The sequence below is a fragment of the Hydrogenophaga sp. L76 genome, assembly GCF_057654755.1.
Map to the genome: position 1 here is coordinate 3,003,300 of NZ_CM172807.1, position 22,284 is coordinate 3,025,583.

At 65.6% G+C, this 22,284-nt stretch carries 21 protein-coding genes, 1 pseudogene and 1 riboswitch; of the genes and pseudogenes, 11 read left to right on the plus strand and 11 right to left on the minus strand.

Features of this window, described 5'->3' with window-relative positions; all coding sequences use genetic code 11:
• The first annotated feature begins 27 nt into the window (after positions 1-27).
• Positions 28-987, plus strand: coding sequence for a 1-phosphofructokinase family hexose kinase (locus AC23D4_RS14465; RefSeq protein WP_472888606.1), 960 nt, complete (start codon positions 28-30; stop codon positions 985-987).
• A 225-nt stretch (positions 988-1,212) separates the two neighbouring features.
• On the opposite strand, the gene AC23D4_RS14470 is transcribed toward AC23D4_RS14465, so the two are convergent.
• Both AC23D4_RS14470 and AC23D4_RS14475 read right to left on the minus strand, forming a co-directional pair.
• On the minus strand, positions 1,213-1,653 hold the full coding sequence (locus tag AC23D4_RS14470) for a hypothetical protein (RefSeq protein WP_472888605.1): 441 nt from the start codon (positions 1,651-1,653) through the stop codon (positions 1,213-1,215).
• 257 nt (positions 1,654-1,910) lie between these two features.
• Positions 1,911-2,237, minus strand: a complete 327-nt coding sequence (locus AC23D4_RS14475) for a hypothetical protein (RefSeq protein ID WP_472888604.1) — start codon at positions 2,235-2,237, stop codon at positions 1,911-1,913.
• Positions 2,238-2,417: 180 nt separating this feature from the next.
• Between AC23D4_RS14475 and bfr the strand changes: the two genes are divergently transcribed.
• From bfr to AC23D4_RS14500, 5 genes and pseudogenes are all read left to right on the plus strand, one after another.
• Positions 2,418-2,894: a bacterioferritin gene (gene bfr, locus AC23D4_RS14480; RefSeq protein ID WP_472888603.1), complete on the plus strand. Its 477-nt coding sequence runs from the start codon at positions 2,418-2,420 to the stop codon at positions 2,892-2,894.
• Between the two features lie 144 nt (positions 2,895-3,038).
• A complete protein-coding gene (locus tag AC23D4_RS14485) occupies positions 3,039-3,278 on the plus strand; it encodes a (2Fe-2S)-binding protein (RefSeq protein WP_472888602.1) in 240 nt (79 codons plus the stop codon).
• A gap of 238 nt (positions 3,279-3,516) precedes the next feature.
• The gene (locus AC23D4_RS14490; RefSeq protein ID WP_472888601.1) at positions 3,517-5,820 is read left to right on the plus strand and encodes an NADP-dependent malic enzyme; all 2,304 of its coding nucleotides are present in this window, start codon (positions 3,517-3,519) and stop codon (positions 5,818-5,820) included.
• A 209-nt stretch (positions 5,821-6,029) separates the two neighbouring features.
• The gene (locus AC23D4_RS14495; protein ID WP_472888600.1) at positions 6,030-6,443 is read left to right on the plus strand and encodes a guanyl-specific ribonuclease; all 414 of its coding nucleotides are present in this window, start codon (positions 6,030-6,032) and stop codon (positions 6,441-6,443) included.
• Positions 6,444-6,496: 53 nt separating this feature from the next.
• Positions 6,497-6,892: pseudogene (locus tag AC23D4_RS14500) on the plus strand (barstar family protein); the annotation flags it as partial.
• 290 nt (positions 6,893-7,182) lie between these two features.
• On the opposite strand, the gene rsmA reads toward AC23D4_RS14500, so the two are convergent.
• From rsmA to AC23D4_RS14515, 3 genes are read right to left on the minus strand one after another with little or no spacing between them, the layout of a single operon-like run.
• Positions 7,183-7,998 (minus strand): 16S rRNA (adenine(1518)-N(6)/adenine(1519)-N(6))-dimethyltransferase RsmA, encoded by an 816-nt coding sequence (rsmA, locus tag AC23D4_RS14505; protein WP_472888599.1) that lies wholly within the window; start codon positions 7,996-7,998, stop codon positions 7,183-7,185.
• Positions 7,999-8,020: 22 nt separating this feature from the next.
• Positions 8,021-9,403: a peptidylprolyl isomerase gene (locus AC23D4_RS14510; protein WP_472888598.1), complete on the minus strand. Its 1,383-nt coding sequence runs from the start codon at positions 9,401-9,403 to the stop codon at positions 8,021-8,023.
• A 15-nt stretch (positions 9,404-9,418) separates the two neighbouring features.
• Positions 9,419-11,860: an LPS-assembly protein LptD gene (locus tag AC23D4_RS14515; protein WP_472888597.1), complete on the minus strand. Its 2,442-nt coding sequence runs from the start codon at positions 11,858-11,860 to the stop codon at positions 9,419-9,421.
• 197 nt (positions 11,861-12,057) lie between these two features.
• Here AC23D4_RS14515 and AC23D4_RS14520 point away from each other — a divergent pair, with 197 nt between their 5' ends.
• Positions 12,058-13,149 carry an aminoglycoside phosphotransferase family protein gene (locus tag AC23D4_RS14520; RefSeq protein ID WP_472888596.1) on the plus strand — a complete coding sequence of 364 codons (1,092 nt, stop codon included), beginning with the start codon at positions 12,058-12,060 and terminating at the stop codon, positions 13,147-13,149.
• A gap of 7 nt (positions 13,150-13,156) precedes the next feature.
• Entirely contained in the window at positions 13,157-13,903 is a 747-nt protein-coding gene (locus AC23D4_RS14525; protein ID WP_472888595.1) for a 16S rRNA (uracil(1498)-N(3))-methyltransferase, read from the plus strand.
• Positions 13,904-13,920: 17 nt separating this feature from the next.
• Here AC23D4_RS14525 and AC23D4_RS14530 read toward each other — a convergent pair whose 3' ends face one another.
• Positions 13,921-14,271 carry a DUF4870 family protein gene (locus AC23D4_RS14530; protein ID WP_472888594.1) on the minus strand — a complete coding sequence of 117 codons (351 nt, stop codon included), beginning with the start codon at positions 14,269-14,271 and terminating at the stop codon, positions 13,921-13,923.
• 121 nt (positions 14,272-14,392) lie between these two features.
• Between AC23D4_RS14530 and AC23D4_RS14535 the strand changes: the two genes are divergently transcribed.
• Both AC23D4_RS14535 and AC23D4_RS14540 read left to right on the plus strand, forming a co-directional pair.
• Positions 14,393-15,568: an MFS transporter gene (locus tag AC23D4_RS14535; protein WP_472888593.1), complete on the plus strand. Its 1,176-nt coding sequence runs from the start codon at positions 14,393-14,395 to the stop codon at positions 15,566-15,568.
• 46 nt (positions 15,569-15,614) lie between these two features.
• Complete coding sequence (locus AC23D4_RS14540; RefSeq protein ID WP_472888592.1) at positions 15,615-16,088, plus strand: YidB family protein; 474 nt, start codon at positions 15,615-15,617, stop codon at positions 16,086-16,088.
• A gap of 30 nt (positions 16,089-16,118) precedes the next feature.
• On the opposite strand, the gene AC23D4_RS14545 is transcribed toward AC23D4_RS14540, so the two are convergent.
• Together AC23D4_RS14545 and AC23D4_RS14550 are read right to left on the minus strand one after the other, a co-directional pair.
• Positions 16,119-16,973 (minus strand): alpha/beta hydrolase, encoded by an 855-nt coding sequence (locus AC23D4_RS14545; protein ID WP_472888591.1) that lies wholly within the window; start codon positions 16,971-16,973, stop codon positions 16,119-16,121.
• A gap of 29 nt (positions 16,974-17,002) precedes the next feature.
• A complete protein-coding gene (locus AC23D4_RS14550) occupies positions 17,003-18,505 on the minus strand; it encodes a M20 family metallopeptidase (protein WP_472888590.1) in 1,503 nt (500 codons plus the stop codon).
• A gap of 331 nt (positions 18,506-18,836) precedes the next feature.
• On the opposite strand from AC23D4_RS14550, the gene AC23D4_RS14555 reads away from it, so the two are divergent.
• Positions 18,837-19,499, plus strand: a complete 663-nt coding sequence (locus AC23D4_RS14555) for a transglutaminase-like domain-containing protein (RefSeq protein WP_472888589.1) — start codon at positions 18,837-18,839, stop codon at positions 19,497-19,499.
• On the opposite strand, the gene AC23D4_RS14560 is transcribed toward AC23D4_RS14555, so the two are convergent.
• The 3 genes from AC23D4_RS14560 to metX all read right to left on the minus strand — a co-directional run bounded on the left by AC23D4_RS14560 (position 19,496) and on the right by metX (position 22,030).
• A complete protein-coding gene (locus AC23D4_RS14560; protein WP_472888588.1) occupies positions 19,496-20,071 on the minus strand; it encodes a TMEM165/GDT1 family protein in 576 nt (191 codons plus the stop codon). The genes AC23D4_RS14555 and AC23D4_RS14560 overlap by 4 nt on opposite strands.
• Before the next feature lie 10 nt (positions 20,072-20,081).
• Positions 20,082-20,251: riboswitch (yybP-ykoY riboswitch) on the minus strand.
• A 22-nt stretch (positions 20,252-20,273) separates the two neighbouring features.
• Positions 20,274-20,855: a methionine biosynthesis protein MetW gene (metW, locus tag AC23D4_RS14565; protein WP_177136720.1), complete on the minus strand. Its 582-nt coding sequence runs from the start codon at positions 20,853-20,855 to the stop codon at positions 20,274-20,276.
• Positions 20,852-22,030: a homoserine O-succinyltransferase MetX gene (metX, locus tag AC23D4_RS14570; RefSeq protein ID WP_472888587.1), complete on the minus strand. Its 1,179-nt coding sequence runs from the start codon at positions 22,028-22,030 to the stop codon at positions 20,852-20,854. The genes metW and metX overlap by 4 nt, the downstream gene beginning before the upstream one ends.
• Between the last annotated feature and the right edge of the window lie 254 nt (positions 22,031-22,284).

Consider the following 22,284-nt stretch of genomic DNA (forward strand, 5'->3'; position numbering starts at 1 on the left):
GTCATGGTTTTCGGGTAGAACCCCAGCATGAACACACAACAAGCCCATCTGCGCGTCCTCTGCCTGACGATGAACCCCTCGGTCGACCTGGCGACCGAAACCGAGCGCGTGGTGCCCACGCACAAGCTGCGTTGCGGCGACACGCTGCACGACGCGGGCGGCGGCGGCATCAACGTGGCGCGCGTGATCACGCGCCTGGGGGGCACATGCACCGCCCTGTGCCCCACCGGCGGCTCGGCCGGCCACTGGCTGGAGAAGCGCATGCGCGACGAGGGGCTGCACAGTGTCTTCCTGCCGATCGCCGACGAAACCCGCGTGAGTTTCACGGTGCACGAACACAGCACCGGCGCCGAATTCCGCTTCGTCATGCCGGGTCCGCACCTGACCGAACCCGAATGGCAGGCCTGTCTGAGCCAGCTGGAACAGCTGCCCGAATTCCCCGACCTGCTGGTCGCCAGCGGCAGCCTGCCGCCGGGTGTGCCGGTGGACTTCTACGCCCGGCTGGCACGACTGTGCCGCGAACGCGGCGCACGCATGGTGCTCGATACCTCGGGGCCGGCACTGGCCGCGGCGCTGGCCGAGGGCGTGTACCTCTTCAAGCCCAACCTGCGCGAACTCGCCGAGCTCAGTGGCGAGACGCTGGAGACCCCCGAACATTGGCTGGGTGCTGCCCGGCAGCTGATTCAACGCGGCATGACCGAAGTCGTGGCGCTGACGCTGGGCCATCTGGGTGCCCTGCTCGTCACGCGCGATGCGAGCTGGCGCGCCCCACCGCTGGACATCCCCGTGGCCAGCGCGGTGGGGGCGGGCGACAGCTTCGTGGGCGGCATGGTGCTTGCGCTGCAGCAGCATCGCCGCCTGCAGGACGCCTTTGCGCTCGGGGTCGCCGCCGGCTCCGCCACGCTGCTCTCGATCGGCACCGGTCTGTGCAGCCGAGAAGATGTGCAGCGCCTGCTGCCGCAGGTGCAACTCCAGCCGGCGGGCTGACCGCCAAGGGCTGCGCCGCCAGGCAAGCGTCTGCATGGTCGGTGTGGCCCGCTTCCACTTCCTCGTGCGCCTGATGGCTGGCCAGCAGCCGGGGCCCGGCCGGGTTGCTGCACGGGGCACCGATGGCGCAGCGCCCCTGCGGCCTTTGGTCCCGGGGGTGAACGCGCAGGCCCTGCAGTTCGACAACCACTGGGTGCGGGTGGGGCGGGTCGATGCGCCGGCGGCTCAGGAACGGTGGGCTTCGGGATCGTCGCTGACCCGGTCGCAGGCCTGACCGTTGAGCCGGCATTGACCATCCTCTTCCAGCCAGGGATGGGCATGGCCCACACAAGCGGTCTGGCAGATCACGACCTGGGCTTCGCGGGTGCCGGACGCCACCGGAGGCCGCGGCTTCATCGCCAGCGGTCGATCACGGCGCAGCACGGTGGCTGCACCCAAACCCCAGAACACGCTGGTGCGCAGCAGCACCAGTTCGGCGCGCAGCCGCAGGTTGTCGCCTTCCAGCGCAGCCACATGGACGGCCGAGGACCGCAGCAGCTCGGTGCAACGGCTCTGCAGCCCCCCCATCTGGCGCATCAGGACCCCGTGTTCGTGCGCCAGTCCCGGCGTCAAGGGCCCTTCATCGCGGTTCTCCGGCTGCCGTGCGGGGCTGTGGCTTGGGATCATGTGGATCTCCCTGGGCGTGGACAGGCAATGGCTCTGCCTGGTGACGGGTGCAGCACCACCACGCGGTGCTGGGCCGGCGCCCAAACGGGCTCGCGCGGGTCGGGCTTTTCCCGGCGCCCGGGCTTGGCGCCACAGGCCCACAGCTGCAACTGCAGTGGCCCGTGCGCCACGTGCGCCAGGAAGGTGCTGGCGGCAGGTGAAACCGGACACGCCGGTGTGGCCGGCGAGGGTGCGCGACAGGCGTTCCACCGGTCATCTCAATGCACACCCCCAGCCACGCGGTGCCACAGCGGTGTGGGTTCTGGAGGAACTTCCTGCACCAGCGCATCTTCCAGCGAAAGCTGCCAGCGTTTGCGCAGGTTCGCCGCCATGGCGCGCATGGGCGGCGAGACGTGGGGATGCCCGGACAGGAAGAACAGGTTGGAGACCAGTTTTCGCGCCATCAGGCTGCGGTTCGGGCCGTCCGCCGGGGCCTGGGCGTAACAGGTCATGAGCGCCAGCGTACCGGCTGTCAAGGCCTCGACGGAGGGCAGGCGGACGCAGTCATCGTCCGGGTCGCTGGCTTCACAGTGGGGGTGGCGCATGAGGGTCTCCGGCAGATGAAGATCGTGTCGGCAATCCACGATCGGTTGGCATAAAATCAAATCATATGAGAATGATTCGTATTTGTAAAGCGCCCCTGATGACCTCCACCGCGGGTGCCTGTGAATGACGACAATGATCCGAGCCACAGCCTCAAAACCCATCAAGAAAGGAACCCGCTCATGAAAGGCGACAAGAAGGCCATTGGCCACCTGCAGGCGCAGCTGAAGAACGAACTCACCGCCATCAACCAGTACTTCGTGCACTACCGCATGCTCAAGCACTGGGGCTTTGACAAGCTGGCCAAGAAGGAATATTCGGAGTCCATCGGCGAGATGAAACACGCCGACTGGCTCATGGACCGCATCTTTGTGCTCGACGGCCTGCCCAACCTGCAGGACCTCGGCAAGCTGAACATTGCGGAAAACGTGCCCGAGATGCTGGCCAGCGATCTGGCACTTGAGCGCGGCGCCCAGGCCACCATCAAGGATGGCATCGCCTACTGCGAGTCGGTGCGCGACTACGTGTCGCGCGATCTGCTACAGAAGATCCTGGACGACACCGAAGAGCACATCGACTTCCTGGAAACCCAGCTGGAGCTGGTCGACAAGGTCGGTCTTCCCAACTACCTGCAAAGCCAGATGGGCGAGCCCGCCTGAGCAGGCCACACCCCTCTGCACCTCACGAGGGCATGCGGTACCCCGGTGCGGGCCGGGATACCCCTCCACAATCGCTGGTTACTCCACAAATTGAATACGATCAATTATCATTTGTAGGCCTATCCTCTCCCGGAACCGCCTGCCATGATCGTTTGTGTTTGCCACCGCGTCAGTGACCAGACCATTGCCCGTGCTGCACGTTCGGGCATGGACTTTGACGACATCCAGCTGGAGCTCGGGGTGGCCACGCAGTGCGGCAAGTGCGAGAGCTGCGCGCGTGCGGTGTGGTCCGAATGCCGCTCAGGTCAACCCACCGCGCACCTCAAGATTGACGAACTGAGGCAGCACCTGTCCCGCGGGACGCTGCAACTGTCGCCGGTCTGAAGTCGGCGCCCTGGCGGCCTCACGGCCCGCAACCCCGCACGTCACCACGCGTCCGTCCCGCCACCGCTGGCCCGTTCAGCCGCCCGGATCGGCCCCGCGCGGGGTCATTCCATCCGAAAATGTCATTTCAAACTCTCCCACTACGCACTTTTGCGCACTGGGCTTTTTTGGGCTGCGCATTTAGAATGCGCAATTGACTTTCACATTGCAAGATGGAAACCCGCCAGGAGACAAGGCCATGACCCCGAACAACAGCCAGGAAGACAAACGCGCCGAACTCAAACGCGCCGCGCTCGAGTACCACGAGTTCCCGACGCCCGGCAAGGTGGCCATTGCCGCCACCAAGCAGCTGACCAACCAGCGCGATCTGGCGCTGGCGTATTCGCCCGGCGTGGCGGCCCCCTGCGAAGAAATCGTCGCCGACCCGAACAACGCCTTCAAATACACCAGCCGCGGCAACCTGGTGGCCGTCATCACCAATGGCACAGCCGTGCTGGGCCTGGGCGACATCGGTCCGCTCGCCGCCAAGCCGGTGATGGAAGGCAAGGGTGTTCTGTTCAAGAAGTTCTCGGGCATCGACGTGTTCGACATCGAGATCAACGAAAGAGATCCGGACAAGCTGGTCGAAATCATCGCCTCGCTCGAGCCCACCTTCGGCGGCATCAACCTCGAAGACATCAAGGCGCCGGACTGTTTCTACATCGAGCGCAAGCTGCGCGAGCGCATGAAGATTCCGGTCTTCCACGACGACCAGCACGGCACGGCCATCGTGGTCGGTGCCGCCATCTTCAACGGCCTGAAGGTCGCTGGCAAAGACCCGAAAAAGATCAAGCTCGTGACCTCGGGCGCTGGCGCTGCGGCGCTCGCCTGTCTGGGCCTGCTGGTGAAGCTCGGCATCCCGCGTGAAAACATCTGGGTGACCGACCTGGCCGGCGTGGTGTACGAGGGCCGCACCGAGTTGATGGACGAGGACAAGGTCCAGTTCGCGCAGAAGACCACCCAGCGCACCCTGTCGGAAGCCATCGTCGGTGCCGACGTGTTCCTCGGCCTGTCGGCCGGCGGCGTGCTGAAGAAGGACATGGTGGCCCAGATGGCGGTGAATCCGCTGGTCTTTGCACTGGCGAACCCGAACCCCGAGATCACGCCCGAGGACGTGAAAACGGTGCGCGACGACGCCATCATGGCCACTGGCCGCTCCGACTACCCGAACCAGGTCAACAACGTCCTGTGCTTTCCCTACATCTTCCGCGGTGCGCTCGACGCTGGCGCCTCCACCATCACCGACGAGATGGAGATCGCCGCGGTGCACGCGATCGCCGAACTGGCCCAGGCCGAGCAGAGTGACGTCGTTGCGGCGGCCTATGCGGGCGAGAAGCTGGCCTTTGGTCCCGAATACCTGATCCCGAAACCGTTCGATCCGCGGCTGATGATGAAAATCGCGCCGGCCGTGGCCCAGGCCGCCGCCGACAGCGGCGTGGCGCTGCGCCCGATCACCGACATGGAGGCCTACAAGCAGCGCCTGCAGAGCTTCGTGTTCGCCTCGGGCACGATCATGAAGCCGATCTACGCGGCGGCCAAGACGGCGCTCAAGAAGCGCGTGGCCTACGCCGAGGGCGAGGAAGAGCGCGTGCTGCGCGCGTGCCAGATCGTGGTGGATGATGGCCTGGCCCGCCCGACGCTGATCGGCCGCCCCGCCATCATCGCCGAGCGCATCGAGAAGTTCGGCCTGCGCCTGAAGCAGGAACTGGATTACGACGTGGTCAACGTCGAACAGGACCACCGCTACCGCGATCTCTGGCAGACCTACCACCAGCTCATGGAGCGCCGCGGCGTGACCGAGCAGCTGGCCAAGATCGAGATGCGCCGCCGCCTCACCCTCATCAGTTCCATGCTGCTGCGCAAGGGCGACGTGGACGGCGTGATCTGCGGCACCTGGGGCAACACCCAATTGCACCTGGACTACATCGACCAGGTGATCGGCAAACGCGAGGGCGCGAACTGCTACGCGGCCATGAACGCGCTCATGCTGCCGGGTCGCCAGGTGTTCCTGGTGGACACCCATATCAACTACGACCCCACCGCCGAACAGCTGGCCGAAATCACCAAGATGGCCGCACGCAAGATGATGCGCTTCGGCATCACGCCCAAGGCCGCGCTGCTGTCGCACTCCAACTTCGGCTCGTCCAATCAGCCCAGCGCGATCAAGATGCGCGACACGCTGGCATTGCTGCAAACCCATGCACCGTGGCTCGAGGTGGACGGCGAGATGCACGGCGATGTGGCACTGGACGCGGATGCACGGCTTTCGATCATGCCGCGCTCGGCCCTCAAAGGCGACGCCAACCTGCTGATCTGCCCCAACATCGACGCCGCCAACATCGCCTACAACCTGCTCAAGACGGCGGCCGGCGGCAACATTGCCATCGGCCCCATGTTGCTTGGCGTGGCCAAACCCGTGCACATTCTCACAGCCAGCGCCACCGTGCGCCGCATCGTGAACATGACAGCCCTCACCGTGGCCGAGGCCAACGTTTCCCGGTAATCCCTTGGGAAAAAGCAAGCGCTAACTTTTCCAAACATTTTTGCCACTGCAAGTTGCCTGTTTATTCAGCAATCGCTTGCAATTCTGTAACGCTTCGGGCACACTACCGACCTTGAATCACAGGGTTAACCCGCCCCGTCAACACCGCCGCAAGACACATCTTGTCGGGGTGCCGGAGGCGGGTTGATCGCATCAGGAGCAGGGATTTCATGGATCTGAAACGGATCCGGTGGTCAGGTGCATGGGCGGCAGCAGCCGTCCTGTTGGTGGCAATCGGCACCTTTTTGGTGCAAGCCCGATCGCCCGACAGCAGCACCCTTCCGGGTTCGGCCGTCGCCTCCGTGGCTTACTCGGGCTTGCCCGTGCAGGGCCGGGAGGTGATGTCGCAGATACGGCAGGGTGGTCCTTTCCGGTACGAGAAAGATGGCACCGTTTTTGGCAACAGAGAGCGGTTGCTGCCGGGTCAGAAGCGAGGTTACTACCGGGAATACACCGTGCCCACACCGGGTTTGAACCACCGGGGTGCACGACGGATCGTGTGTGGAGGACAGAGGCCCCGGGCGCCTGATGATTGTTATTACACCGAGGATCACTACAGCAGCTTCAGGCTGATCGTGCAGTGATCCGGAGCGCAGTGAGCAGATTTTTAACTTTGACTTTAGAAAGAGACGCGGAGATGGACACGCCACTTCGTAACGTAAAACCCAATATCGTTCAGTCGATTCGCGCCTATGGCGTGAAAGACCTGCAGGCTGCGGCCGAGCAGTTGGGTCACCACTTTCTGTACGCCAACCTGGCCAAGGCCCAGAGCAAGCAGGATGTGCTGGAGTTGATCGCGGCGCAGTACACGCTGCCGTCGCACTTCGGCAAGAACTTCGATGCGCTCTACGACTGCATGACCGATCTGGTCCACAAGTCGGGTCCGCAGACCGGTTTCATCGTCGTGCTGGAGCACATCCCGGCCCACGCCAAGTTCGACAAGGAAGCGCGCGAGCAACTGCTCGACATCTTCCGCGACACCGCCGACTACTGGAGCGATCGCAAGATCCCGTTCCGTTGCTTCTACTCCTTCTCGGTCGCGCGCGCATCCAAAGGCGAAGCACCGATCGAGGTGGAAAACGAAGAGCCGATGCCGACGGACAAGCTCCTGGACGTGAGTCCGATGGCGCTTCGCATGAGCAGCCCGTTCAACGCCGGGTACTGGCTGGCTGCGGCCTGACCTGACTTGACCCACCCCCGCGCCGCCTTCGGCGTCTCCCCCTCAAGGGGGCGGCACTGGCGGCCCGGCAAAGCCGGTTCCGCGGTGCCCTGGAAGGAAAAAAGCCGCTGCGATGCAGCGGCTTTTTTATGCCTGCGTGTTTTCTATTGAACAGCCTGGGCGAGCGCCACGTACTCGTGCACCGGTACCTCTTCGGCGCGGCGCTGCAGATCAAAAGTGCCGGCAAAGTTGCGGGCTTCCAGCCATTTCCCGAGTGTGTTGCGCAGGATCTTGCGGCGCTGGCTGAAGGCGGTCTGCACGAGTTCGCCGTAGAGCTTCAGGTCAATGGCCGGTGGCTGCGCCAGCGGAACCATGCGCACGATGGCGCTGTCCACGCGCGGTGGCGGATCGAAGCTCTCAGGTGGCACGAACAACACGTTTTCCATGGCGTAGCGCCACTGCAGCATGACGGACAGGCGGCTGTAGTCCGCTGAGGCCGGTCGGGCCACCATGCGGTCGATCACTTCTTTCTGCAGCATGAAATGCTGGTCCTGAATCACCGCCACATGGTCCAGCAGGTGGAACAGGATGGGTGTGGAGATGTTGTAGGGCAGGTTGCCCACCACCCGGATCCCGATGCGCTCCGCCCGCTGGGGGTCCGGTGCGCCCCCCGGGGCCGGAGGGCGCTGAACCGAATGCAGTTCATGCGCCAACGCCGTGAAGTCCACCTTCAGCACATCGGACTCGACCACCCGCAACCGAGGATGGGCACGCAAGCGAACGGCCAGATCACGATCCAGCTCGATGACCGTCAAGTATCCCAGTCGCTCAACCAGGGGTTGCGTGAGCGCGGCAAGCCCGGGGCCGATCTCGACCATGTGATCGGCCGGCGACGGAGCGATCTCGCGCACGATGGCTTCGATGATGCCCTGGTCGGTCAGGAAGTGCTGACCAAAGCGCTTGCGCGCGATGTGTTTCATGTGCGCGGCGTACGGTCCGCGATCAGGGCCGGGGGTCTTCGCGGTATTCCACGAAGGCGCGCGCGCGCACGTCTTGTGACCAGTTCAACAGCACCGCCTGGGCTTTCTGATCCCGCAGCCGGGCGCGGGCCACTTCGCGCTGTTCACGTTCGCTCATGGCGGTATTGCGGCGCTCATCGACCCGGATGAGGTGCACACCAAAGCGCGACACCAGCGGCTGCGACATCTCGCCGGGTTGCAGCCTGTCCATCACCTCTTCAAACTCGGGGACAAACTGCCCCGGAACGCTCCAGCCCAGATCACCCCCCTGGCCCGCCGAACCGTCCTGACTGTGCTCTCGCGCCAGCTCTTCAAAACTGCCCTGCCCGCTGGCCACCTGCTGGCGGTACCGATTGAGCCGGGCGACCGCATCGGCCTGGCTGAGCTGGGGTCCTGTGCGCAGCAGGATATGGCGCGCGCGGGTCTGGGTGACGGTGAACTCGGGTGATGTACTGGTCTGGCGCTTGTCGATCAGCTTGAGCACGTGGAAGCCCGCTTCACTGCGCAACGGCCCCGCGACACCCCCGGCGACCAGTGAACGTGTCGCGTCAACGAACAACTCCGGCAGCCGGGCGATCGGACGCCAGCCAAACTCACCGCCCGTCGCGCCCTCTGGCGCATCGGAAAACTCTCGCGCCAGCGCAGCAAAGTCGCCCCCCGCGCGCGCGCGATCGGCCACGCTCTGGGCTTTGGCCTGCAACTCGCTGATGCGCGCAGCGCTGGCCGAATCGGGCACCTGCACCAGCACATGAGCCAGACTCAACTCCAGGCTGTCGGGGTTGTTGGCGCCTTGCTCCCGGATGAACGCGTCGATTTCGGATTCGTTCACCTTCACCCGCAGTTCCACTTCGCGCTCGCGCACGCGTTGCAGCAGGATCTGACCGCGCAGTTCGTTGCGCATCCGGTTGATGTCCATGCCTTCGGCAGCCACACGCCGGCGAAACTCTTCCGGGGTGAGCTGGTTCTGGGCCGCGATCGCCTGTTCGGCCTGAGCGAGGGACGCCTCGTCCACACGCAGCCCCAGCTCATTCGCCTCCTGTTGCTGAGCACGTTCGGCCACCAGTTGTTCCAGCACGAGGCGCGCCAGTTCCTCCCGGGGAGGCAGCGCGACGCCTCGCTGGGCGTACTGCTGTTCGACACGCAGCAGGCGTTGCCGCACTTCGCTGTTGGTGACCGGCTCGGAATTGACCAGCGCAACGATGTAGTCCACCGTGCGCGTGGCCACGGACGGCTGTGTACTGCCTGCCCGTTCAAGCTCGCTGCTCAAGCGCAAGGACTGGGCGGAGGCGGAAACGGGATTCAGCGCGAACAGTGCCAGGCCGCACAACAAAGCGGGCAAAGGGCGCAAGCGGGCAATGTCGGTCATGTGGATCTGTGTGGGTCAGTCGTACTGCTGGAAACGGCTTGGCGGGGCAATCTCTTCACGCAGGTACTGGTATTTCGGTACGTTGCCCTGCAGGGTCTGAAGCGAGCTTGCGCCGACACGAGAGAAGCCGGAAAACTCAAGCTGGAACAAAATGCTCTGGTTGGCTGCGGTCGTGCTCTGCTGCAGACGGGACACCACCACGCGCCCCAGCCAGCACCCGGCATCGTATTCAAATCCGGCCACAAGATCGATGATCTTGCGATCGGGCATGCTGTAGTTCAAGCGTCCGACAGAGTACCACTGGCCCGGCCCCAGGGCACGACCCGGCACACGCGCCGGCGCATTTCCCCACAAAGCGGCGAGTGGCCACTGCCAGCCCAGATCAATCTGCTCGCTGACGTCTCGCTGAATACGGTAGGCCGCGCTCAGGACACGGTAAGGACCTGGCGTGTAGCGCCCGCCCAATGTCGTGCGGACACTCTCCCGACTCTTGGGGTTGTATTGCAGGTTGGAGTCGAACGCCCACAGGGGGTCCCACTGCACGCGGGCCGACAGAAACATGTCGCTCAGGCGTTCCGTCACCGGTGCTCTGCCCGGCAAGGTGACGTTCTGGTCGGCCAGCAACATGCGTTGAGCCAAGCCCAGCCGGATCACCTCCACCCCACTGTCGGGATTCAGCAACCGGGAATTCACACCCAGGGTCACTGCCCGGGTGTCCGAAATGCGGTCGTTCCCGTTGAATGCGTATTCGGAGAACATGCTGGCCAGGTTGAAATCCCGGGTGCCCGAATCGAAGTTGGGCAAATCGGCCTGGTCGCGGTAAGGCGTCCAGGTGAAAAAGGCTCTGGGCTCCAGCGTCTGTGTGTAGGCGCGGCCAAAAAAGGCCACCGGCCGCTCAAACAACAGCCCGCTGTCCAGGCTCAGGGTAGGAACAACGCGCGAGGCCGAGGTGGAAACACCACCTTCGCCGTCATACCGGTACTGGGTGGCATGCAGACGGGCGCGGGGCTGGAGAAACCAACCCGGCGCCTGCCAACGCCGTGTGATCTCGGACACGGCCAGTGCGCGGTCTCCGCCCGACTTCAGCTCGGAACCCGAGACCAGAACGGAGCGCTGAAAGCGCGTGACATCGGTCTGGACGGTCACATCCCAACCTGGGATACCCAACAAATACCGATCAAGCTGCTGGTAGCTCACTGCCAATGAGGGCAATCGATCGTAGGGGGGTGTGAATGGCGCATTGGGATCCTGCAAGGACTGCCACTGATACGCAGCCCCTCGGACCCACCAGGGTCCTCCCGCCCACGTGGCGACTGCGTCGCTTCGCAGCAGGCGTGAGGTCAGGGAGGTCAGGGAACGCGGGAAATCGCGCCAGTAATTATCGTCACCTACCCGGTTCAGATTCAGGTTCAGACCAATGGGTCCCCCCTCACCTAGGTTGCTGGTCAGACGCTGATTGTGCTGCAGCGAATAAGCCCAGCGATCGTCATCACGGAGCCGGTCCGACGGCAAAAAGGACGCCCTCAGACGGCCGGTGTAGCTGGGCTGCAGATAGCGGAACTCGCCCGCCAGGTCCACCCCCCGCTTGGTCATCAGCGTCGGCGTGAGCGTGGCGTCCATGTTCGGCGCCAGGTTCAGGTAATACGGGGCTGTCAGCTGCACGCCACTTTGATTGTCGATGGCCATGCTCGGCGGCAGGACCCCCGATTTGCGCTTGTCGGACAACGGGAAAGTGAAATAGGGCGCCGCCAGGATCGGCACACCCTTGAACTCCAGCACACCGCCCTTGGCCGTGCCCACGTCTTCCTCGGTGTCCAGCTCGATGGTGGTGGCGCGGACCAGCCAGTCCGGCATCCAGGTGCTGCCCGGCGGCCGCTCGCAGGTGGAGTAGCGCCCGTCGTGCACCACCATCTTGTCCTGGCTCAGGAAGTCGATGCGGCTGGCGTCGCCGTTGGCCTGGTTCTTCAACAACCGGTAGGTGGGTTCCGAAAAATGGCCTTTGTAGGTCTCCACGTTCATCTGCAACTCGGGACCCTCGAAGCGGTCGCCACTGCGGTTGATCAGGACATGGCCCGTGGCGAGCGCCTCGTTGGTGCGCTGGTCGAATTCGACCCGATCCGCGCGAATGACCGTGTCGTGGCGCCGGAGCTCCACCTCGCCGTCGATCACGGTGAGGTCGTCGGTCTTGCCTTCCATGCGCTCACCCCACACAAAGGTCGGCAACTGCTTGCGCGTTTCTGGCGGCAGCGTCTCCTGCAACAGGGCGCCCGGTTTGAGTCGGACCGATTCTCCGGCATCGGCATCCTGCGCCCACACCGGCACAGCCCCGGCACCCAGCGCCAGCACCGCAATGGCACCCTGGACGGCCCGGGACAGGCGGGTCGGTTCGGGACAGGCGCCGCTCGCTGCACGAGCGCTGCGGGAAAAAGCGGGGATGGGTCTGGAAGCAGGTTTCAAGGCGGTGTGTGGCAAAACGGCCGACTCTGAATGCTGTAGGAACTCGGTCCCGCTGCAACAGGTCGGCGGGACCACGAAACGCCCGCCCGGAACCAGGTCAGCGGCGCAATGGATTTTTCGAATCTGCGGCGATTATCCTATGCCTGTTGCCGCTTCACGGCGACGGTCGCTGACACCCCCCAACCCCCGCCCCAGACATGCCCCCCAATACGAACGCCGTCGCGTGGACGGACCCGCAGCGCGAAGCCGCTTTCCTGGCCTGGCTGGCGCCTCTCGCCCGGCAGCACGGCCTGCTGGCGACCTCGCTGCGACCGGCTTCTGCCGATGCCAGCTTTCGGCGCTACCTGCGGCTGGACCGCCTGAGCGGCGGCAGCCTCATCATCATGGATGCGCCACCGGCACACGAAAACTGCCAGCCCTTTGTGCAGGTGGCCGCGCTGATGCGCGATGCGGGGTTGCTGGTGCCCGATGTGCTGGCCTGGGACGAGCCACAGGGTTTCATGCTCCTGAGCGACCTGGGTCACCAGACCCTGCTGGACGTGATCAACCCGGAACGGCCGCAGGCCAGCCACGCCCACTACATGGCCGCGCTCGACAGCCTGCTGGCCTGGCAGCTCGCCTCGAAGCCCGGCGTGCTGCCGCCCTACGATGAGACCCTGCTGCGGCGCGAACTGCAGTTGTTCCCTGACTGGTACCTCACGCAGCACCGTCAGGTGACGCTGGATGCCAAGGAGGCCACGACACTGAAGAAGGCCTTTGACAGCATCGTCCGGCGCAACCTCGCCACACCCAGCGTCTACGTGCACCGCGACTTCATGCCCCGGAATCTGATGATCCCCCGCCAGCCTGGCACCACACCGGCCCAGCAGCTTGGTGTGCTCGATTTCCAGGACGCGGTCTACGGCCCCATCACCTACGACGTGGCCAGCCTGATGCGCGACGCCTTCCTGACCTGGGAAGAGGACTTCGTCATCGACGTCACCATCCGCTATTGGGAGAAAGCCCGCCAGGCCGGCCTGATGGACTTCGAGGACTGGCACAGCGACTTCGGTGCCTTCTACCGTGCGGTGGAGTGGATGGGCCTGCAACGCCACCTGAAGGTGGCAGGCATCTTCGCGCGCCTCACGCTGCGCGACGGCAAGCCCAAGTACCTGGCCGACGCGCCGCGCTTCATCCACTACATCCGCCACACCACGCACCGCTACCGCGAACTCGGCCCGTTCCTCCAGCTCATCGACAAGATCGAAGGTTTCGAGGCCGCGTCGGGCTACGCCTTCGGGCGGGTCTGATCCCCACATGCCGCGCTTTCACTGCCCCGTCCCGATGACCCTCGGCGCCGAGCTGGAACTGCCCGCTGCCGCTGCGCGCCACGTGCAGGTGCTGCGCCTGCAACCGGGCGGCGTCATCACGCTGTTCAACGGCGAAGGCGGCGAATACAGCGCCACCATCCTGCGCATGGGCCGCAGCGACGTGGCGGTGCGCGTGGACAGCCACGAGGCCCTGGAGCGCGAAGCCAGCCGCCGTGTGCACCTGGCGCTGGGCATGCCCGCCAACGACCGCATGGACTGGCTGGTGGAAAAAGCCGCCGAACTCGGCGTGGCCGGCATCCAGCCCCTGCACACCGCACACAGCGTGCTGCGCCTGAGCGGCGAGCGCGCCACCAAGAAACAGGCGCATTGGCAGTCGGTGGCCATCGCGGCCTGCGAACAATGTGGCGGCAACCGCGTGCCGGCCGTGTCGCCGGTTCAGGAACTGCTGGCCTGGCTGAAATCAGGCGCCGCGCAAGAGGCCGATCCAGAGGCCCCCCGCCCCCTGCGCTGTCTGCTCTCGCTCGCGCCCGACACCCGCCCCCTGGCCGACGTGCTGCGCGACATGCCGGCCCAGGCACCGCTGCTGTTCCTGAGTGGCCCGGAGGGGGGGCTCAGCCCGTCCGAGGATGCCCAGGCCCGAACGGCGGGCTTCATCCCGGTGACCCTGGGCCCACGCGTGCTGCGCGCAGAAACCGCCGCGCTGGCGGCGCTGGTCATCGCCTCGCAGCCCTGAAGCCGCGCCGGACCACCTCAGGCGGTCGTGGCGTACATCGGCTTGCCATCGTTGAGGTAGAGCCAGCCCTTGACAATGCGGTAGATGAACCAGACCAGGTTGCCCAGCAGGACGAAGGCGCCCACCACCAGAAACAGGGTGAGCACACCGATCACGCTCCAGAGCAGCGCGAACCAGAAGGTGCGGATCTGCCAGCGGAAATGGCTTTCCAGGTAGGTGCCGGCCACGTCGTCCTTCTTCACATAGTTCATGACGATGGCCACCAGGCAGGTGATGCCGAGCAGCAGCGACGAGGCGTACAGCGCGTAGATCACCGTCGTGAGGGTCTTGTTGGCGTCGTCGGTCTTCGTTTCAGCGCTTGCGTTCATGAGTCCTCCTGGAATCTGCGTCTTTACAGATGGTGCAAACGGCCGGCTGGCCGACTTGGCCCACTATACCGTCGGGTCCGCGACCCCAGAAGCGCCCAACGCCTTGTATAAACAACCACTTATGAACAAGAATCTCTGGCTCCTGGCCGCCGCGCAAGGCCTGTTCCTGACCAACAACGTGGTCTTCATCGCCATCAACGGGCTGGTCGGGCTGTCGCTCGCGCCACTGGGCTGGATGGCCACCCTGCCCGTGATGGGCTACGTGGTGGGCGGGGCGCTGTCCACGCCGCTGGTGGCGCGCACCCAGAGCGCGTTCGGCCGCAAGGGCTCGTTCCAGATCGGGCTGCTGGTGGCGTTGGCTTCGGCGCTGCTGTGCTTCTGGGCAGCGATCGACAAAAACTTCTGGCTGCTCGTGACGGCCACCGTGATCGCCGGCTACTACAGCGCCAACGGCCAGTTGTACCGGTTTGCCGCTGCCGAGTTGAGCGCGCCCGATTTTCGAGAAAAAGCGGTGTCGCTGGTGTTGGCCGGCGGTCTGGTGGGCGCGGTGCTGGGACCCAATCTGGCCAGCCGCACGCGCAGCCTGTTCGAGGTGCCGTTTGCCGGTGCCTACCTGGCGCTGGCCGTGGTGGCGCTGCTGTCGATGGCCATCATGTCGTTTCTGAAATTTCCACCGCTGCCGCCCAAGAAGGCCAACGCCGACCCGGGGCGCCCGCTCTCGGTCATCATGCGTCAGCCGGTTTTCATCGTGGCCACCGCCGGGGCGGCGCTGGGCTACGGTGTGATGAACCTGCTGATGGCGGCCACGCCGCTGGCCATGCAGGTGTGCGGCTTTGAATTTGACGACGCCGCGCTGGTGCTCGAATGGCATGTGATCGGCATGTTTGCGCCGGGCTTCTTCACCGGGCACCTGATCAAGCGCTTCGGCACGCTCACCATCATGGGCGTGGGCGTGGTGCTCAACATCGCCTGCATTGCGATCGCGCTCTCGGGCGTGGACCTGCACCAGTTCCTGATTGCGCTTTTTTTGCTCGGCGTGGGCTGGAATTTCCTGTTCACCGGCAGCACCACCCTGGCGCTGCAAGCCTACCGGCCTGAGGAAAAAGACCGCGCACAGGCCGCCATCAACTTTTTTGTTTTTGCCACCATGGCGGTCACGTCTTTCGCCTCTGGCGCCCTGGTCACCACCCAGGGCTGGCAGTGGCTGAACGTGGGTTCACTGGTGCCCGTGGCCCTCACGGGACTGGCTCTGGCGTGGCTTGCGTGGCTTCGGCGCCAAGTCCAGAATGCAGCCTGAACCGGCACCGGGCGGCGCCGGTCATCGTTTTGACGGGAGATGTCACATGGGACTGTTGGATTCACTGATGGGCGCCGCGCTGGGTGGCCAGCAAGCTGACCAGGTACAGGCCTCGGGGGGCATCGATCCGCAGGTGCTCATGGGCATCGTCGCTGCGCTGATGAACAACGCCGGTGGCCTTTCAGGCATCCTGGCCAAGCTGCAGCAAGGCGGTCTGGGTGACGCTGCGCAATCGTGGGTGGGCACGGGCGCCAACCAGCCGGTTTCGCCCGACGCACTGGGCGGCGCGCTGGGTCCGGACCTGATGGGCATGATCGCCAGGCAGCTCGGCGGCAACCAGCAACAGGCCGCCAGCACCCTGGCCGACCTGCTGCCCGGCCTGATCGACCAGCTCACGCCCCGAGGCCAGCTGCCGGCGGACAACGGCCTGGGTGGCCTGGGCGCACTGCTCGGCGGTGGCGACGGCAAGCTGGATGCGGGCGATCTGATGGGCATGCTCGGCGGCCTGATGAAACGCTGAGCCCCGCGAAGCGCTGCGGGGGTTTGCCCTTCAGACCACCGACACCAGCTGGTCGAGCCAGCCCTTGAGCAGGGCGTAGGCCGCTGATGGATCCTGCTCGTTGAAAATCTCGTGGAACTGGCCCTCCAGGCAATGGCTGGTCACACGCTCCCGTGGGGCCCCGGCGGCAAAGGCACGGCTCCCCTCCGCGCGCACCAGGTGGTCGGCGCCGGCGTACATCAGCAAGGTGGGCACGGTCCAGTGGGGCGCTCCCGCCACCACATGCGGTCCACCGCTGTCGATAACGTTCGCCAGCCGTGCAGAGATCCGGTCGTGCACCAGACGGTCCCGCTGGTAGGCCTGCACAATCTCGGGGTCGTGCGATATCCAGCGCGCATCCAGCCCGTTGGACAGGGCCAGGTTAGGTGCCCAGCGGTACAGCACACGGATGAGCCCTTTTTGCAGCGGCCCGATCCCTGCGTCCAGCGCCGGAGAAGACAGCACCAGCGCGTCCACCGGCGCCCGCTGGCGCAACACGAAGGTCGAGGCCACCAGACCGCCCATGCTGTGCCCCAGCAGGATCAGCGGACAAGCCCAGGGCTGTGCAAGGTGTCTGCGCGTGTCTTCAACCACCTCCAGCAGATCGTCGAGCAGGGCATCGTCGTCCGGCAGCACCCCGCGATCGCCGCCCGACTCGCCATGGCCGCGCTGGTCGTAGGCGCGCACGCAGAAGCCCCATTCGTTCAGGCGCTGGGCCAGCGGGTCATAGCGCCAGGCGTGTTCTCCCAACCCGTGCACGATGAGCACCACCCCGCGTGGCCGCATGCGCAAAGGCAATGGCCAGTCGTACAGCGCCAGGTTCAGGCCGTCGCGCAGGGTGAAGGGGGCTTGGGTGGTGTCGGACATGTCGCCGGCAACTCGGGGACTGGACAGACTCAGGGCATGCGCGCCATGACCTGCGCCACTGAGGCGGTGAGGCGGCGCGCGTAGTCGAGGTGCAGGAATTCGTTGGGGCCGTGGGCATTGCTCTTGGGACCGAGCACGCCGCAGACCATCATCTGGGCCTTCGGGAAGCCCTGGCTGAGCATGTTCATCAGCGGGATGGTGCCCCCTTGTCCGATGGTGCCGCAGGCGGCGCCGAAGTGGGCCTGCGAAGCGCCCTGCAGCGCGTCTTCAAACCAGGGCGCGGTGCTGGGCGCGTTCCAGCCGGTGGCCGCGCCTTCGCCCTCGAAAGTGACGCGGGCCTGGTAGGGCGCGTTGTCTTCGAGCAGGGCCTTGAGCTGCTGCACGGCGGCGGGTGCGTCCACCAGCGGCGGCAGGCGCAGGCTGAGCTTGAACGCGGTGTAGGGCCGCAACACGTTGCCGGCGTTCTGCAGCGTGGGAAAACCGTCGGCGCCGGTCACGCTGAGCGTGGGCCGCCAGGTGCGGTTGAGCAGGGCCTCCACCGGGTCGGTGGTGGTGGGCAGGGCGAACACGCTGGAGCCCCCGCAGTCGTGGTGCGCCCAGGGGAAACGTTTGTAGAGCTCCTCGCCCAGGATGGTCGCGGTGGCCTGCGCCTGCGCCAGCCGCTCGGCCGGCACTTCGCAATGAAAGCTCGCGGGCAACAGCCGACCGGTGGCGCTGTCTTCGAGTCGGTCCAGCACCTGCCGCATGATGCGAAAGCTCGACGGCACCAGGCCCGAGGCATCGCCGGAATGGATGCCTTCGGTGAGGATCTCCACCTTCAGCACGCCGCTGGCCATGCCGCGCAGGCTGGTGGTGAGCCAAAGCTGGTCGTAGTTGCCGGCGCCGCTGTCGACGCAGATCACCAGGCCCACGTCACCCAGCCGGGTGCGCAGCGCGTCCACATACGGCAGCAGGTCGGCCGAGCCGCTTTCTTCGCAGGTCTCGATCAGGCCGACGATGCGCGGATGCGCCACGCCCTGGGCCTTGAGCGCCTGCACCGCGGCGATGCTGGCATAGACCGCGTAACCGTCGTCGGCGCCGCCTCGGCCGTAGAGGCGGCCGTCATCGATCTTCGGCGTCCAGGGGCCGAGGTCGCTGCGCCAGCCGGTGAACTCGGGCTGTTTGTCGAGGTGGCCGTACATCAGCACGGTCTGGCCGGATGCGGGCACTGGCGTGCCGTCTTTCCCGGCGCTGGCCGGCACTTCGAAGAACAGCACCGGCGTGCGCGGCACGCCGTTGGCATCGTTGAGCCGCACGATCTCCAGTGTGAGGCCATCGACGGACTGCGCGCGCACCCAGTCGGCCGCGCTCTGCAACACGCGCTCCAGCAGGCCGTTCGCCGCCCAGTCGGGGTCAAACATGGGCGACTTGGCGGGCACCTCGATGTAGCGCACCAGCTCGGGCACGATGCGTTGCGCCCATGCGGTGTCGACATGGGCCTGCAAGGCCGAAGCATCCAGCGGGGGCAGCGGTTGGGGCAGTCGGGCATTCATGGCGTGGTCTTTCGGCTGGCGGCGCGGGCCGCGCGGACAAAACGCCAGTATAGGCAGGGCCGCGCCGCCTTGGACCGGCCACGGCTTGCGTGGCGGCCACACGGCGGCGTTACACCGTGCCCGCACAAATATGCGAAGCGGTGCGCGGCGGTGTTGTCCATCACGTTCAGCACCTGAACGGATGGAGGCTTGTCCGGATGAATGACGGCGCGAACCCGAATACATGAAATGAAGAAAACAGGCACTTGCTGCCTTGCCCTCACAGATCGGGTGCCGGTCGGGCGTCCCGCAGGTGTCGTCCGGCCGTATGGCACTCTGGTAATTTCGCAGCATGCAAGCACTGAACCCCCACCTGGCCCCGACGCCCTGCATCGACAGTGCACACCCCGCGGTGATGGCCTTCGCGCGCACCCATGCGCAGGGCGCCACCGAACGGGACCGCGCCGTGGCGCTGTACAACGCGGTGCGCGACGGCCTGCGCTATGACCCTTACCGCATCGACCTGTCCGAACACGGCATGAAAGCCAGCACGGCGCTGGCGCAGGGGTTGGGCTGGTGCGTGCCCAAGGCGGTGGTGCTGGCGGCCGTGGCGCGGGCGGCCGGCATCCCGGCGCGGTTGGGCTTTGCCGACGTGCGCAACCACCTCTCCACCCAGAAGCTGCGCGAGACCATGCAGACCGATGTGTTCGTCTGGCATGGCTACACCGAGCTGTGGCTGGACGGCGCCTGGCGCAAGGCGACGCCAGCCTTCAACCTCTCGCTGTGCGAAAAATTCGGGCTGCTGCCACTGGAATTCGACGGCGTGCACGATTCGCTCTACCACCCGTTCGACCGTGCGGGGCAGCAGCACATGGAATACGTGAACCAGCGCGGCAGCTTCGACGACCTGCCGCTGGCGCAGATCACGGCCACCTTTGAACAGATCTACCCGGGCCTGCTCGGAAACACGGGCGGCGACTTCGCGGCCGACGCCGCGCGCGAGGCTGGCCATTAGAAAAAGCGGCCGACGTTGAACAGCGTCAGAACACCCAGCACGGCGAAGATCAGCGCCGAAATGCCGTGCACCAGCGTCATGGACACCTTTTTCGCAATCTGGTCGCCCAGGAACACCGCGGGCACGTTAGCGATCATCATGCCCAGCGTGGTCCCGGCCACCACAGCCACAAAGGCGTCGTAGCGCGCGGCCAGGGCCACGGTGGCGATCTGCGTCTTGTCGCCCATCTCGGCCAGAAAGAACGCGACCACGGTGGTGCCGAAAACGCCCAGACGCAGACCCTTGGTAGCGGCCTCGTCGTCGTCGATATGGTCGGGGATCATCATCCACACCGCCATGGCGAGGAACGAGGCGCCGATGATCCAGCGCAGCCACGCCGGGCCGATTGCGTCGGCCACCCACTGTCCCACGGCGCCGGCCAGCGCGTGATTGGCCAGCGTGGCCACCAGGATGCCGAGCACGATGGGGATGGGTTTGCGAAAGCGCGCAGCCAGCAACATGGCCAGCAGTTGCGTCTTGTCGCCCATTTCACCGAGCGCGACGACGCCGGCGGAGACCAGAAGTGCTTCCAAGATGGTGATCCCAGGGCCAGACCAATAGAGAAACCACAACGCGACCCCGGCCCAACCGGAGGCATTGTGGTCAAAGGTCTGGCCAGGCTGGCGGGCTGTCTGCGCCATGGCCGTGAGGGCCAAGTGTGTTGACGCAGACCCCTGCAGGTTGCAGGGCGGCTACTCCCCCGTGACGGGTGAGCCGCGATTTTAACCGCAGCCGTCAGCTGGAGAAGCGGAACACCGCCGTGCTGGCCAGCAGGTTGGGCAGGGTGCGGACTTCGTGGCCTTCGTGCAGGCCGAAGCTGTCTTCGATGGTGAGGCCGTTGCGGCGCGCGAGCACCTCGAAGTCGCGGTAGGTGCCGACGCGGATGTTGGGCGTGTCGTACCACTGGTAGGGCAGGCGCTTGGTCACCGGCATGTGGCCCTGCAGCACCGCCAGCCGGTTGGGCCAGTGGGCAAAGTTGGGGAAGGCCACGATGCCCAGGCGGCCCACGCGCGCGGTCTCCAGCAGCATGGTCTGCGCATTGCGCAGGTGTTGCAGGGTGTCGATCTGCAGCACCACGTCGAAGGCGTCGTCGTTGAACATGGTGAGCCCGCCTTCGAGGTTGAGCTGCAGCACGTTGACGCCGCGTTTGACGCAGGCGAGCACCTTGGCGTCGTCGATCTCCACGCCGTAGCCGCTGCAGCCGCGCGTGGCCTGCAGGTGGGCCAGCAGGGCGCCGTCGCCACAGCCCAGATCGAGCACGCGCGAGCCCGGCGGCACCAGCCGGGCGATCGATTCCAGAATGGCTTTTTCGCTCATTTCGATCCTCCCGAAGCCTGACCCACCGTGTGCTCGAAGTAGGCCCGCACCGCCTGGTGATAACGCGGGTCGTCGAGCAGGAAGGCGTCGTGGCCGTGCGGCGCGTCGATCTCGGCGTAGCTCACGTCACGCCCGTTTTCCAGCAGGGCCTGAACCATCTCGCGGCTGCGCGCGGGCGAGAAGCGCCAGTCGGTGGTGAAGCTCACCAGCAGGAACCGGGCTTTCGCGCGCGCCAGCGCGGCGCTCAGGCTGCCACCGTGTTCGCGCGCGGGGTCAAAATAATCAAGCGCCCGGGTGATCAGCAGGTAGGTGTTGGCATCGAAGTACTCGCTGAACTTGTCACCCTGGTAGCGCAGGTAGCTCTCAATCTGGAACTCCACATCCTGCGTGGTGTAGCGGTAGGCCAGCTCGGCGGTGTCGGCCGGGTCTTCCCCGTTCGCGGTGCGCAGGCTGCGCCCGAACTTCTCGTTCATCACGTCGTCGCTCAGGTACGTGATATGGCCGATCATGCGGGCGATGCGCAGGCCGCGCCGCGGCAGGGTGCCTTCGCGCAGGTAGTGGCCGCCATGGAAATCGGGGTCGGTGACGATGGCGCGGCGCGCCACCTCGTTGAAGGCAATGTTCTCGGCCGTGAGGTTGGGCGCGCTGGCGACCACGATGGCGTGGCGCACGCGCTCGGGGTACTGAAGCGTCCAGCTCAGCGTCTGCATGCCGCCCAGGCTGCCGCCCATGACGGCGGCCAGTTGCTCGATACCCATGACGTCGAGCAGGCGGGCCTGCGCGCTGACCCAGTCTTCCACCGTGACCACGGGAAAGTCCGCGCCCCAGGGCTGGCCGGTGGCGGGGTTGGTGTGGGTGGGGCCGGTGGAGCCGAAGCAGGAGCCGAGGTTGTTGACGCCGATCACGAACCACTTGTCCGTGTCCACCGCCTTGCCTGGGCCGATCATGCTGTGCCACCAGCCCTCGCTGCGCGGCAGCGGCTGGCCGTTGGCGTCGGCGTGCCAGCCAGCGACGTGGTGCGAGGCGTTGAGGGCGTGGCAGACCAGCACCGCGTTGGAGCGGTCTGCGTTGAGCGCGCCATAGGTTTCCACCACCAGCTCGTAGGCGGGCAGCACGGCGCCACTCTTTAGCGGCAGCGGTTCGGTGAACCGGAACGTTTGGGGCGTGACGATCACAGCGGTTTCCCCTGCCGGGCAGGGTCCAAAAACAAAAACCCGGTGCCGCCAAGAGCGAGACCGGGAATCCCCCCTTTAGCGGCATTTCTTAAGCGCCCGCAATCTGGATCAAATCGGCGCTGGCAACAAGTATAAATTGAAGCGCTGCGGTCGCGCAGCCACCCCACCAAACGGCGGCAACCCCCCGGTGCACAAGTTTCCCAAAGAAATGTTGTTATTCCGCATCTCAGAATTGGGGGCTTTTGTGGGTCCGA